Annotated in this window: 10 protein-coding genes; 2 read left to right on the top strand and 8 right to left on the bottom strand. The window is 48.0% G+C overall.

All coding sequences use genetic code 11. The features are described from left to right. The first annotated feature begins 137 nt into the window (after window positions 1–137). The gene (locus A0U42_RS08965) at window positions 138–1,037 is read left to right on the top strand and encodes a hypothetical protein (RefSeq protein ID WP_141669514.1); all 900 of its coding nucleotides are present in this window, start codon (window positions 138–140) and stop codon (window positions 1,035–1,037) included. A 237-nt stretch (window positions 1,038–1,274) separates the two neighbouring features. On the opposite strand, the gene A0U42_RS08960 is transcribed toward A0U42_RS08965, so the two are convergent. The 7 genes from A0U42_RS08960 to A0U42_RS08930 all read right to left on the bottom strand — a co-directional run bounded on the left by A0U42_RS08960 (window position 1,275) and on the right by A0U42_RS08930 (window position 6,685). After that, window positions 1,275–1,604 carry a hypothetical protein gene (locus A0U42_RS08960; RefSeq protein WP_083122488.1) on the bottom strand — a complete coding sequence of 110 codons (330 nt, stop codon included), beginning with the start codon at window positions 1,602–1,604 and terminating at the stop codon, window positions 1,275–1,277. A 55-nt stretch (window positions 1,605–1,659) separates the two neighbouring features. Beyond that, window positions 1,660–2,223: a nuclear transport factor 2 family protein gene (locus tag A0U42_RS08955; RefSeq protein ID WP_044503600.1), complete on the bottom strand. Its 564-nt coding sequence runs from the start codon at window positions 2,221–2,223 to the stop codon at window positions 1,660–1,662. Between the two features lie 195 nt (window positions 2,224–2,418). Further along, window positions 2,419–2,601: a hypothetical protein gene (locus A0U42_RS11590; RefSeq protein WP_141669513.1), complete on the bottom strand. Its 183-nt coding sequence runs from the start codon at window positions 2,599–2,601 to the stop codon at window positions 2,419–2,421. Between the two features lie 161 nt (window positions 2,602–2,762). Then, on the bottom strand, window positions 2,763–2,969 hold the full coding sequence (locus A0U42_RS08945; RefSeq protein ID WP_065360671.1) for a hypothetical protein: 207 nt from the start codon (window positions 2,967–2,969) through the stop codon (window positions 2,763–2,765). A gap of 73 nt (window positions 2,970–3,042) precedes the next feature. Next, window positions 3,043–3,876, bottom strand: coding sequence for a PD-(D/E)XK nuclease family transposase (locus tag A0U42_RS08940; protein ID WP_065360670.1), 834 nt, complete (start codon window positions 3,874–3,876; stop codon window positions 3,043–3,045). 360 nt (window positions 3,877–4,236) lie between these two features. Beyond that, on the bottom strand, window positions 4,237–5,370 hold the full coding sequence (locus A0U42_RS08935; RefSeq protein WP_065360669.1) for an alpha/beta hydrolase: 1,134 nt from the start codon (window positions 5,368–5,370) through the stop codon (window positions 4,237–4,239). Between the two features lie 142 nt (window positions 5,371–5,512). Next, a complete protein-coding gene (locus A0U42_RS08930) occupies window positions 5,513–6,685 on the bottom strand; it encodes an MFS transporter (protein WP_218055541.1) in 1,173 nt (390 codons plus the stop codon). Window positions 6,686–6,824: 139 nt separating this feature from the next. Between A0U42_RS08930 and A0U42_RS08925 the strand changes: the two genes are divergently transcribed. Beyond that, entirely contained in the window at window positions 6,825–7,706 is an 882-nt protein-coding gene (locus tag A0U42_RS08925) for a LysR family transcriptional regulator (RefSeq protein WP_065360668.1), read from the top strand. A 588-nt stretch (window positions 7,707–8,294) separates the two neighbouring features. Here A0U42_RS08925 and A0U42_RS08920 read toward each other — a convergent pair. After that, window positions 8,295–13,739, bottom strand: a complete 5,445-nt coding sequence (locus A0U42_RS08920) for a YadA-like family protein (RefSeq protein ID WP_218055540.1) — start codon at window positions 13,737–13,739, stop codon at window positions 8,295–8,297. Between the last annotated feature and the right edge of the window lies 1 nt (window position 13,740).

Below are 13,740 nucleotides of genomic sequence, written 5' to 3'. Positions count from 1 at the left end.
CAACATTTATTATAGAACCGAATTTCTTTGTAAAAAAGAAGAAAAGCCAAGGCTATCCCCCTCTTTTATAGAAAATATATGATATAATTAAATGTAATTACACGGCTTATTGACAGCAAAATTTCCTAAAGGATGTGATGATGTTGAACCTGGCCCCCCAGCGTGCGGACCGTGCAGCTCACCTCATAATCTTACTCATTACCTGGCTTTATGTTTTCATCAATATGGTGACCCTCGATTATCAAATCGCTTCCATCATAGGCGTCGTCATCCTATTCATCACCTTTACCTGGCGGCGCATCATGTACATCGTCATCACGGCAGCCATTACGTTGCTCCTCATCAGCCTCTTTCCCTTTTTGGCGCCCATCGCCTTCATCATCATGGTGATCATCTTCTGCCTGCGCTTGAAATACATCGTATCCCATTGGCGGGCCGTCCTGGGTGGATTCTATATGTATGGCGTCGGCTTCTACTTTGCCGTCGTTCGCAGTACGACCGTCGAAACAATCCCGGCCCTGCTTACAGGCTTCGTCGCAGCCGTCGGCTTCCACCTCATCCTGATTTGGCTCTACTCTCACAATTACACCTTAGACCGGGCCCTGCCCATCATGGGCGTCGCCCCGCTGCTCATCATCCTCCTCTGCCTGCCTTTCATTAAGGTCTTTGGAGGCTTTGACGCCATCGCCGATGCTGCCGACACAGCCGTCGATACAGCCCATCACGGCGGCGACATCCACGGCGGTTCCGATGCTGTCACGCCGGCCCCGGGCACTCACTATACCCACGACTATTACCGAACGGGACCGGACGGCACGATGCATCACGTTAGAGGCTACGAAGCCACCAATCCCGACGGCATCGTCACCAACAACTACTCCTATCACGGCCAATCCGTCCCCCATGCCGGCCATTATTCCGGCAGCCATGGCACAGTTCCTGCCGGAGAGACCCCTTCGACGCCAACCGATCCCATTGCCGACAGCACCCTCGTCGCCGATCCCGGACCGAAACGGACCAGAGACGAAGAAGATTGACATCAAATCCGAGACGTCACACACTACCTCCACAACGCCAAAAAGCCTGATTTCTCAGTTAACAGAAATCAGGCTTTTTAACGTATTCAAGGATAGTATGTCACGGTACTCATTGGCGATGACCAAGCCGATCACATCATGGCCCCATTTCGCATCAAAGCGGCGTTACCTCTGCATTTTAGCAAAACAGCCGTCTGCGTTACACAAAACGTAAACGGCTGTGCTATGATTCTTATCTCAGTTAATATGATATTCCTCATACAGTTTTTCTCTGGCCTTTTCATCGTCGATAGCCAATTCCAGATCCGTCAGACGGCCATCGGCTTTCAGCATCTTCAACAACGTCGTTAGCCGACTTTCGCCTTCTTGACGACCTGCTTGTAGTCCCTCCTGGCGACCTTCCAAGCGTCCTTCCTGACGTTCTTCCAGGCTCCATTTTTCAAGTTCTGCGCACATAACAGCCACCTCCTCCGGGTTGTTTTTGTAACGATGGACCGTTTCTTTCAACGGTTCCAACATCATGTCTTCTACGTTCTCACTGCGAAAATCATTCATCAGCTTGCCCATGTCATCGTTTCCCTTGTAATTGCCATTGACGTAGACGATGTGACTATTGGCTTTTTCAGCCGCCTTGATACGGAACCTGTTCGCTCCAATTAAAATAGGCTTTTCGATGCGCAATCAGCCAACGACCATTTTGGAATACATAATCATCTACATAGCGGACGCCTGTCTGACGTTTCATAGTTTTGCCCTCTTTATCCGTATAAATAAGAGTAACAAAGCAATAACTGATACCGTCTGCTTTATTCCCATTTAGATGTATGACCTGCTGTCCATTTATATGATAAACAACATCCTGTGTCTTTAAAAAGTCGTCAAAGGCCTTGCCAATATTTTCATTGCCTTTTAAAGTTTGCGTCAGCTTGCCATTGTTGTAATTCTCCACAACAGCATCTTTCGTAAAAAGGTCAATCTGCGATATGCCATCTTTATTATCCGCCTCAATTGAAAACGTATCTATAAGTTCGCGGATAGCTATTTTATCCGCAATGCTCTTCCGATCGGTATCTGGCACAGCAATAGCCGGCTTTACAGCCTCCACGGTTGCTCCAATTGCTGGCTGAATCCCCATACCACTGGCGATAATCATCGCGGTCATCATTAAAAAACACGACTTTTTCATCTATTATTCCTCCTTTTATTAAAGTATTTATCGTTGATTTATTCTTTATTATTTTATCACTTATATACAGAGACTAGTCAAGCAAAAAAATCCCTTGATTCCCCCTTGAGTTCCGTCCCGTCTTTAAAGATTACCCTGATATTCTCTTTGCTGTATACTATAATAAAAGATATTAGGCTGTACCATAACCTTTCATCAAGATTTCTGATGAGTTCCTGCCCTTGTAAATTCTTGATGAGGCTGTCCATCTGCCGGCTTCTGGCGCTGTGCCGTTTTATCATGGCCCTTGTAATTGCCATTGACGTAGATAATGTGACTGCCGTCTTCAAAAGGCCGGTTCAATTCTTCGATGATCCGGTTGACATGGTAGCGGGCCAAGCCATGCTGCCAGACATCGTTTTCGGTAATGAAGATGACGTAGCTTTCCGGCAGTTGTTCATAATCGCTGCCTTTTCTCAGACGTTTGAAACTCCATAGACAGTTCTAGAAAACAACTGTCTACGTCACAAAACGTAGACAGCTGTACTATGATTCTTATCTCAGTTAATATGATATTCCTCATACAGTTTTTCTCGAGCCTTTTCATCATCGATAGCCAATTCCAGATCCTGCAGACGGCCATCGGCTTTCAGCATCTTCAATAAGGTCGTAAGCCTACTTTCGCCTTCCTGACGTCCTGCCTGTAAGCCTTCCATACGGCCTTCCTGTCGTTCTTCCAGGCTCCATTTTTCAAGTTCTGCGCACATAACCGCCACCTCCTCCGGGTTGTTTTTGTAACGATGGACCGTTTCTTTCAGCGGCTGTACTGCGATTCCTATTTCAACTAATATGATATTCCTGATAAAGCTTTTCTCTGGCCTTTTCATCGTCGATAGCCAATTCCAGATCCTGCAGACGGCCATCGGCTTTCAGCAAACGTAACAATGCCGTCAGTCGGCTTTCACCTTCTTGACGGCCTTCCTGCCGTTCTTCAAGGCTCCATTTTTCAAGTTCTGCGCACATAACCGCCACCTCCTCCGGGTTATTTTTGTAACGATGGACCGTTTCTTTCAACGGTTCCAACATCATGTCTTCTACGTTTTCACTGCGAAAATCATTCATCAGCTTGCCCATGTCATCATTGCCTTTGTAATTGCCATTGACGTAGATGATGTGACTGCCGTCTTCAAAAGGCCGGTTCAATTCTTCGATGATCCGGTTGACATGGTAGCGGGCCAAGCCATGCTGCCAGACATCGTTTTCTGTAATAAAGATGACGTAGCTTTCCGGCAGTTGTTCATAGTCGCTGCCTTTTCTCAAGCTGTTGAGATCCAGCAGGCTGCTGTTGAAACGGGCCCGCTTCGTTCCGGCGCCTTTATCGGCACGCTGCACTTCGATGTCGTATTCCGTTCCTGTCGAATCGGTGGCATGCACATCCATCCGTATCCCATGACCGGAAAGGTTGGGAATCGTATCCTCAATCTGCACCGTTTGTACCTGTAAATCCGGCTTTTCCATGATGATACGCAGAATACATTCAACAGCAGGGATGTTGTCTTTCAAACAACGCTTCATGAAATCGTCATCCATAAGCCGCCATCGTTTGATAATGTTCAATGCCCGCTGATGGCGTTTGGCGTTTTGCGCCGCGGTAATCGTTTCATTCGTAGGCATCTAAGCATCACCTTTCTTTTATGTCCATTATACAAAGTTTCCTGCCTTTCGACAACAGATGCCGTCCCGGTATGACCATAACCTTCCCTTTTCAGAAGGGACAGACCGTCACAGACAAATGTCGACTATGTCACGCCTGAACCAGACGTATGGCAGCGAAAAACAGCCTATCCATGACGCCCCTCCCCATTCCTGCCGTCGACGCATAGTCCCAGACACTTCGATCGTATGGAAAATTTTCTTTAATATCCTATCTCCGACAGAAGATAGGCATTTTATTACGGATACATCGTCTCCATAAGATTTTCTTGCGCAAAAAAGGCCTGACTGCGGGGAATCAGGCCTTCAACGTACGCAATATTATTTTAAATGGTCTTTAAAGAACTGTTCGAATTTATCAAAGGGGATTTTCTGGGTATTATCATAGAGGTCCGTGTGGTTGGCACCGGGAACGATATAGAGTTCCTTATCCTTGGAACCGATGGCGTTATAAGCATCTTCGCTGAAATAACGGGAATGGGCTTTTTCACCGGCCACAATCAGCGTCGGTGTACGCATTTCCTTGGCGTATTCCATGATGGGCATATTGATGAGGCCAAGGGGCATGATCGTCGCCCAGGAACCATTGGGATTGGAGTTTACCGAACGCGGATGATAGCCGCGGCTGGTCCGATAGAAATTAGCATATTCGGCGATAAACTTCGGCGTTTCCGATGTAATATCTTTTTCCGTATCCAGATTATTGGCCGGAGCTAAGTCGGTATAGCCGTGTTTCGAGCTTTCCCAGCGAGCATTATTCAACTGTTCCTTCATCTGGTACCGTGCGTCTGCACTCTGCGGGGCTACACGATCGTATTGCCCCTGGGGATCCATGGTAATTTCATAGCCATTGGCCATGACCTGGGTCATATTATACATCGTGCTGGTAGCCACGGCTTTGACGCGGGTATCCTGGATGGCATCATTCAAAGCAAAACCGCCCCAGCCGCAAATGCCCAAGATGCCGATTTTGTCACGGTCTACCATATCCAAGGATCCCAGGTAGTCGACAGCGGCACTGAAATCTTCCGTGTTAATATCGGGAGACGCCGTATTGCGCGGATTACCGGAGCTTTCGCCGGTGAAGGAAGGGTCAAAAGCTATAGTCACAAAACCGCGTTCGGCCAAGGTCTGTGCATAGAGACCGCTGGACTGTTCTTTCACAGCGCCGAAAGGACCGCTTACGGCAATGGCGGCTAATTTCCCTTGAGCGTTTTTCGGCACATACAGATCCCCTACCAAGGTGAATCCATAGCGGTTTTGAAAGGTTACTTTACGGTGATCCACCTTATCAGACTGGGGGAATATCTTATCCCATTTCTGTTCCAACTGGATCGTTTGCCCCGGTACAGATACGGTAGTTGCATTTTCAGGTAAGGCTGCCAAAGAAGTAGCCGTAATAGCAGCAGCCAACAGGGCTGCCATCGAAGTCGTTTGAATTACTTTTTTCAACATAGTATTGTCTCCTTTATCATCAAAAATTAGCTTCATGTATTCTTCAAATAAGATATCTTGACTCCATTATAAACGGAAGCCTCAAAGTATAACAAATACCTTTATCTTATATTTTGATATGTTTTGTAATTATATCTATTACTTATGATACATCGATTCCTAGGACCGGATTCATGTTGCGTTTCCGACATTGCCCCCAAAAAAGAAGGGTCGCTGCTACCAGGAACAGTAATCCACCGTAAACGACGAATTTTTCTCCAAAAGAATCAATAAACATGCCGCTTACGGTCGTAGCAGCCATGGTTCCGATATTGACGGCTGTGAGGAAGAGGCCGTTAGCAAAATCAGGAGCCTCCGGTGCCGCGTGGGAAAGCCAGAATTGGTTGATGTTGGCATTGATACCGGCCAGGACTCCCCAAAAAATCGTAAGGACGGCCACCATCACACCGCTGTCCCCTCCCGTAAGAAGCAGGAGATACACAGCTCCCAGCAAGAAGGGAAATACTTTCACCGTCTGTTCGGCCCGGCTGGAAAGAAGGTGTCCGGCCGCCATGCTGCCAAAGATATTGCAAAGGCCGTAGCCAAACAAGAGCAGACTGACAAGGTTCGGCGCCAGCCCGACTACCCTTGCCAGATAGGCGGCCCAATAATTGAAAACACCAAAGACAGAGCCGTTTAGGAAAAGGATGGCAAAGATAGAGGCCCAAACCATGGGCTTTTTCAACACAGCCAATTGTTCGCCATAAGACAAACGCCCGACTGCCGGCATAGAAGGCACAAAGAAGGCCGTCGCCATCATGACGAAAAACGTCGTAAGGGCAAAGAAAGACATGGAAACGGATAGAGAAATATGTTCCGCCAGAAAATTACTGATTGGAACCCCGACGACCATGCCCGCTGACACTCCGATGTTTATTTTTGCCACCGCCTTCGGCGCCGCTTTCACACCGGCTACCTCCGCTGCCATCGTAAACGCCATGGAACAGTAGACCGGATGGAAAAAGGCCGGAATGATCCGCACGGCCAAAAGCAGATTGAAATTCGAAGCAAAAACAGAAATGGTATTGCATATCGTAAAGAGTCCCAGCACCAAAAGCATGACATACTTACGATTGAACCGGGAGAAAATAAGGGGCATAACGGGACCGGAAAGGGCAACACCCAAGGCAAAGAGACTGATAAGCAACCCGGCGTGAACGATGGTCACATCGTAACGCTGCGCAATATAGGGCAAAATCCCGATAAAGCCCATCTCCGTATTGAGGATACCGAACACCCCTATCATTAGAATAAAGATCAAAAGACGCTTGTTCACTTGCAAAGCATCACTCCTTTCTTGTTGATGGATTAAGGATATCACAGGCCATCACAAATAACTAATACCTATAATATTTATCTGGTTATAATTGGATTACATACCTGATTCTGCTATAATAGTGGCAGAAGTGATGGAAATGGAATTTCGTGTCCTGAAATACTTTTTGGCAGTCGCCAGAACGGAAAATATCTCCTACGCCGCAGAAGCCATGCATGTGTCCCAACCGGCATTGTCCCGGCAGCTCATGGATTTAGAAGCAGAGCTCGGCGTGAAGCTCCTAGTCCGAGGCAATCGGAATACTACGCTGACAGAGGCTGGTTTCCTACTCAAAAAACGAGCTGAAGAAATTGCCCAACTCGTCGATAAAACGGTAGATGAACTGTCCCACGCCCAGGAAGGCGTAAGCGGCAGCGTTCGCATCGGCTGCGGCGAAACGGCCGGCATGAGGGTCGTAGCCCGCGCAATTCAAGATTTGCGAAAAGAGTATCCCAACATCCACTATCAGTTTCAAAGCATGGACGGTATGGTCGTAAAAGAGCAGCTAAAGAGAGGCACCTTGGATTTTGGCGTATTGATACAGCCTGAACCCCCACAGGATTATCCCCATATCGAGCTGGCCCACGAAGACATCTGGGGCGTCCTGATGCGAAAAGACAGCCCGCTAGCCGCACACACGGCCATTCGGGCCGCTGACCTTGAGGGGCTCCCCTTAATTGCTTCCCGACAGGCCCTTACCGCCAAAGAACTTGGCGTATGGTTTGACAAGGATGAAAGCGAACTCAATATCATTGCCACGTACACCTTGATTTACAACGCCTCTCTCTTGGCCGAGGAAGGTGTCGGCTACGTATTGTGCCTTGATCGACTCGTCCACCTCCCGAAAGACGGAAAGCTCGTATTCCGGCCGTTAGAACCCCAAAACATCTGCCGCATCTTCTTTATCTGGAAAAAGAATCAACTCTTTTCAGAGGCCGCCCGATTATTAAAAGAAAAAGTGATGGAATTGTCCGAAACATAGTCTTCCTAGAAAGCCACTTCCATCAAGATATAAGTCCCCAACTACAATATCATCATTGCAGCCAAACAAAACCGACCTCCTAAAGTCAGACCAAAGATCTAACCTCAGGAGGTCGGTTAATTTATGCGAATATACGCATCTCGCTTGCCAATATTATTATAAATTTCTATTACGGTGCCCCGCTGGCCATGACCAGACCGATCACCTCTGCTGCCCCTTTTCGCTTCAAGACTTTGGCGCAAGCCTCGAGGGTCGCACCGGTGGTGAAGATGTCGTCTCAAAGGTGTCCGTATTTGATACAATACAACGATACCAAGGATTTTGAACACCCCGTGTGCATATTCCAGAAAGAGATAGGTAGAGCTCTCTCAAAAAAACTGACCAAATTAATTATAAAAATAAACCTCGTAAATTACAATGAAAATTAATTTTTTCTCTGAAAACCATCTACCGCTATCAGTCAACACTATCATAAAAAGCTAGCAGCCCATTCTTAAATCCAATTTTATGTTCAGCACTAGCATAAAAGCGTCAGTCATTCCTTTTGAACAACTGACGCTTTTATATTTCTTTCTTACTTATTATGCCCTATTTTTGAATATGGCTTCCGTAAACATCCCGGAACACATTTTGAGCTTTATCATCTTTATCATTTACTCGTACCCGTTCTACCTTATGCCGATCATTATCTTTCCCGGAAATGCGATCTACACGGAAACGGTCGATATTCTGGACTTTGATCAATTCAGGGCCAAATTCATCTACAGAACGTGTCATGTTACCATCTGAGGGTGCTCCATTTTGCAAAGCACGGTAAATGATGGCCGCGTATTCATAACGTGTCATCGCCCTGTCGCCTTTAAATTCCCTATCTGGATATCCTTTCAGGTAGCCTCGTTCCGCCAGACTCTTAACATACTCATAAGCCCAATGATTTTCCGGGACATCCGGGAAAGTCATAGCTCCGCTTGCAGTAGAAGCCAATTTGACAGGCTGGCCCGATTCATAATTTGCCAATTTTTTCGTCAATGTTTCAATCTGATTCTTCATAGCCAGCATATCTTTAGCCATGGAAACACGTGAACGAGAGATATGGCTCTTCTGTCCAAATTTCCAGCTAACACCAACATTCACCATGTTCTCTCCGCCGCTAAAGGAACCACCTACGCTGAACATGGTATCTTCGTTAGGACGATAGTATGCACCAATAGCAACGGCATTGGCATTCTTATAGTTGCCATATCCGGCAGCAAAATCCCACTTGTCGTCCGGATCAAAATCTAGCGGATGTAGCCCAGCCAGAGCCGCTGCCCCAGCACCAACACGATTAATCCGGTTACCCAGACGATTGATCCGAGTTTCCGTACCATACAGCTGACTGCCGTTCACCGCATCAGTGCTGGTAGCGGAAACCTCTCCCTTGTGCAGGTGGGTGATCTTGGTGTCTCCCATGTCAATGCCCTGGTTATTCATGGTTACCGTATCCCCGGCCTTGATGGTATCGCCGTAGATGGTGTTCCCCTGAATGGTCACGGCCTTTACCGAGGTAAAGGAAGGAGTATCGCTCATCTTGACGGTGATCTGGCTGCCATCGACAGAGGTGGACACATTGTGTCCGTCCCCCTTCACAGAAACCGTATCTCCCAGCTGGGCGTTATAGGTAGTGCCGGAGTCAGCGGCAAAGTTCAAGCCCTTGGCAATATTATCCGCATTCTTCTGGATATTTTTCTTGTTGATGGCAATGTTCTTGGTGTTTTCCTCCACCTCCACATTGGTGGCATGAAGCTGGCTGCCGTTTACCGCATCGGTGCTGGTGGCAGAAATTTCGCCGTCTGCCACATTTACCACTTTCTGGCCGTTGGCATTGAGGCCGCTCTTGGTCACGTAGGCATTACCGCCTACGGTCAGACCTGTATTATTAATCACCGTATCCCCGGTGGTTACGCTGCTAAGGCTGATATCATCATTGAGATCATATTTTACCATCCCGTCAGCAGCCACGGAAGCCGAGGTATTCTTCCCATTGGTGAAGTCCAGGCCCTTTTTCAGGCTTACGGTTTTTTCATTCTTGCCGTTGGCCTTGTAAGTCAGGCTGGCATTTTCGGCTACTTTGGTGTAATCCACCGCCAGGTCGAAATTATTGGAACCGTTGGTATTGGAGCTCTTGGTCACCTTCACGGAGCCGTCATTAGAAGAGACGGTAGTGTTGGCGGCATTCACCGCTTCCTGCACCGTATGGTAGGTATTCCCGTTGACTTCCAGATTGGCTTCCACCTTGCCGGTGACGGCATTTACCGTAGAGCTTCCTCCCAGGGCATCCGCCACAGAACTGAGATCGGCATTCACCGTGTATACCTTCTGGCCGTTGGCTCCCGTAGCTTCATCTACCGTCACATTCTTTCCGGCCTTCACTTCCGTGGTAGCCGCTGCCTGGGCGCTCTTCAGCTGGCTTACATTCACCCCGTCGGTCAGGTTTACACCGGCTGCCACGTTGGTAATGGTCTTGCCACCGGCATTGATGCCGGTCTTTGTGATAGAAGGACCGTTCTTAATAGTGAGACCGTTGTCGTTCATGGTAGTATCCCCGGCATTGACCGTGGTAGCATTGACAGTAGTAGCCGTCACGCTGTTAAGACCCTTCACATCCTTCGAGAGTTTCACGGTGAGCTTGTTATTGGCTGCATCGGCCACTACGCCGATGTTGTTATCGCTCAGATTGCTGCCGTCGGCTCCGCCCAGGATGGACATAGCTTCATCAGAACCCCGATGAAGCACGTTCTGATCGGCAGCGGCGGTAGAGCCAAGTGTGGAATTATCCCCGGCAAAACGAAGGGGCCGGGTCCGCAGGTAGAGCTGACTTCCATTTACGGCATCGGTACTGGTCGAACTGACCAGACCAGCTGCCACGTTTTGCAGACGCCGTTCATGGCCTTTGCTACCGATGGTGACCACGCCATCCGCCTTCTTAGCCGCTACAGCATAAAGATCATTGTACTCCCCTGCACCGGCTGTTTCCGCAGTGGCTTCTGCTGTAGCGGCAGAACCCGTTCCCAAATATACGGAATTTCCCAGAGTCGCAGTTACATTAGAACCAAGAATTTGGATATTGGACAGTGGTTTTCCGTCGGGATCATATTTCAACGCAGCCTCAACCGTATTATCATTCCCCAGAATAGTCACATCTTCAATGGGAAGCCCATTATCGCTCAGGGTTACTGTATTGTTTGTACCGGTAATATTAATTTTATCCAGTTTGGATGCATCCGCCGCGCTACTGGAATCCGTGATGCCCTGCACTGTATTGATATTTCCACTAACGGTGACATTAGTCACAGACTTTGCATCGTTTCGGGTAATTTTGTTCCCATTTCCAACAAGGCTGTTATCTTTCACCTTGTCGTCATCTTTTCCATTAATAATTGAGTTTTCCGTGCCGAAGACATTGGCATTCACTGCATTTGTTGCAGTGGATTCATTACCAATAACCGCCGCACTGCTGCCTTTCTCCACATTTGCCTTCGTCCCCATGGCGATGGAGTTAGTAGAAAGGGCATCCGTTGCCTCTGTGCCGATGGCAATAGAGTCTGTTCCTGAGGCAGTCGCTCTGTCACCGATAGCATTAGCCCCCTTGGCAATGCTCTTAGCTTCAGCTCCCATTGCTACACCTCGGATATCAGATGTCTCCGCAAGATATCCGATGGCAATAGATTCCTTGCTGCTGTTAGTAGCAGAACCAGCTTTTTGCTTAACCGCCGCTCTGGTACCGATGGCTAATGAATTATCGCCGGCAGACTGCGCACCGGCACCAATAGCGGTATTATACTGATAGCCAGTTTCCGCTTTCGTTTCACTGATAGATCCGTCTGTATTCTTGTAGCCCACGCCCATAGAGATACTGCCATTACTTTCAGCACTGACATTATTGCCTATAGCCACACTTCGCTCATTCGTAGCCTTAGCAATCACCCCCATTGCCAGAGAGTCACTACCCACAGCACCATCATTATTGAAATTATTCTTCGCCGTTCCTGTATCATCAGTCTTTACTGAATAGTAATGTACTTTAGCATCACTGACAGCTTGATCCATCTGCCCCTTGTTAACTGCATCGCCAGCATCTACCCCATCTTTCACATTTTTAATCTGTACTGCATTATTGTTATTATCTTTCAGACTGACATATTCATTATTCGTTCCCGAATACGTCACCGCATTGCCGCTGCTGCCGGGATGGGCATTGGTAATCTGGGAGGACAGATCTGTCTGCAGTGCTTTCAGCTGTTTTACCGTTACTGCATCCTGATCAGCTGCCCCGTCAGCTACATTGACTATCCGACGAAGCCCATTGTCGCTCATTGAAGCACCATTTCCAACAGAAACAACCTGTGTGGCCATCGTACCTGTCAGATAAGCATTCCCGGAAGCCATTGCTGCTGTAGCCAGGGAACCCCCACCTAAAGCCACATTACCTGTGCCCCGAGCAATAGATTCTTCTCCGATGGCCATAGATTTATCTCCTTCTGCCAGAGAAGTAAAGCCTATAGCAGTGGCTCCATTGCCGGTAGCTTTAGAAACAGCACCTACTGCGGTACTCTGTGTCCTGGCCACCGTATTGGCCCCCAGCGCTGTTGCTTCAGTAATGGAAGTGGCTGCTTCATAATGATTGGCATGATACCCTAGGGATACGTCATATCCAGCCAGAGAATTTTGTGTAGAACCAGTGGTATTATCCCCCAGATAGGTACCGGCACCGGAACCGATAGCAATATTATAATTCCCCTTTACATGGCTACCGGCACCGAACCCCAGAGAAATATCTTCGGATCCATCGATATTCTGTCCAGCATTTTTCCCGATAACAACATGAGCACCATTGACATGGTTTTTGTCCCCAATCATGCCTTTACCGGCCTCTTCACCCATGACAACAGAATATTCTGCATCCGCTACTGCTTTATGTCCAATGGAAACGACATTATCCGCATTGGCTGTGGTACCGCTGCCCAGAGCAATAGCCTGATTACCCTTAGATTCCGAGCTCTTTCCGATAGCCACCGTTTCAACATATGATGATTTCGCTTCGGAACCGATAGCTACACTGTCCCTATACGTCGCCTCTGCACCGGAACCTACCGCGAGGGCATCTGAGGCCTGTGCTTTTGCCTGGTTCCCGATGGCCGTCGCACCTGCACTGCTACCGCTGACTCTGGCTCCATTACCAATAGCCGTACCGTTTTCCGAGACTGTCCGACTTCCTGTACCGATGGCAATGCCATTATTGGTAATAGGGTTGGCCGCCGTAGCGTCATTCATGACTACAGCGCCATCCCCTAGAGCGATGGCTGAATTACCTCGGGCATTCGCTCCATTACCAATGGAAATGCTATTCGCTCCGCCACCCGCAGCAACCAGCTGAGAACCGTCATCAGCAGTCATACCAGCCCTGGAACCAGTAATAGCCCCTCGCCCCAAGGCAATACCATTTTTACCTTCTTCAACCACTTCCGTATCAGCACCGATGGCAACAGAATTCTCCGCAGCTGCTTCTGCTCCTTTGTTATTGTCATTTTCTTTCGTTTCTGCGCCGATAGCAATGGCACCCACACCGCTGGCTTCTGCTTGCGTGCCCATGGCAACAGCCTTATCCTCGGAAGCCCTTGCATTTTTGCCCACAGCAATCGCATCTGCCCCAGTAGCATAGGCATCATAACCGGTAGAATTGGCTCGGAAATATTTCATACCTGCCTTATCTTTATCCAGCCCTAGTACGGCATTGACTGCCTTCAGGTCAGAGATATCCTCTTTATTCGAATTGATGGCTGAAGCATTGATACCAATTTGTACCGTATTATCAGCTATATTCGCTTTATTGGTATTGATATCTACTGTATTAGTACCGATTTGTGCGGTGTTGGCTGCTATATTTGCCTTATTGATATTTAGTTCCGCAGTTGTCGCCAATCCATTAGTTGTTATAGTGACAGTTTGCGCTGTATCATCCTTAGTCACATTAATATTTGCGCTTCCAATCAAG

Source organism: Megasphaera sp. DISK 18 (genome assembly GCF_001682955.1).
Lineage (GTDB): Bacteria > Bacillota > Negativicutes > Veillonellales > Megasphaeraceae > Megasphaera > Megasphaera massiliensis.
The sequence above is the reverse complement of the archived record's forward strand: the minus strand, read 5'-3'. Positions and strand labels throughout refer to the sequence as shown.

Bases quoted from the DNA above. Each gene is read 5' to 3' on its own strand.
- A0U42_RS08965 (WP_141669514.1), top strand. From the start codon at position 138: ATGATGTTGAACCTGGCCCCCCAGCGTGCGGACCGTGCAGCTCACCTC.
- A0U42_RS08960 (WP_083122488.1), bottom strand. From the start codon at position 1,604: ATGGGCAAGCTGATGAATGATTTTCGCAGTGAGAACGTAGAAGACATG.
- A0U42_RS08955 (WP_044503600.1), bottom strand. From the start codon at position 2,223: ATGAAAAAGTCGTGTTTTTTAATGATGACCGCGATGATTATCGCCAGT.
- A0U42_RS08945 (WP_065360671.1), bottom strand. From the start codon at position 2,969: ATGTGCGCAGAACTTGAAAAATGGAGCCTGGAAGAACGACAGGAAGGC.
- A0U42_RS08940 (WP_065360670.1), bottom strand. From the start codon at position 3,876: ATGCCTACGAATGAAACGATTACCGCGGCGCAAAACGCCAAACGCCAT.
- A0U42_RS08935 (WP_065360669.1), bottom strand. From the start codon at position 5,370: ATGTTGAAAAAAGTAATTCAAACGACTTCGATGGCAGCCCTGTTGGCT.
- A0U42_RS08925 (WP_065360668.1), top strand. From the start codon at position 6,825: ATGGAATTTCGTGTCCTGAAATACTTTTTGGCAGTCGCCAGAACGGAA.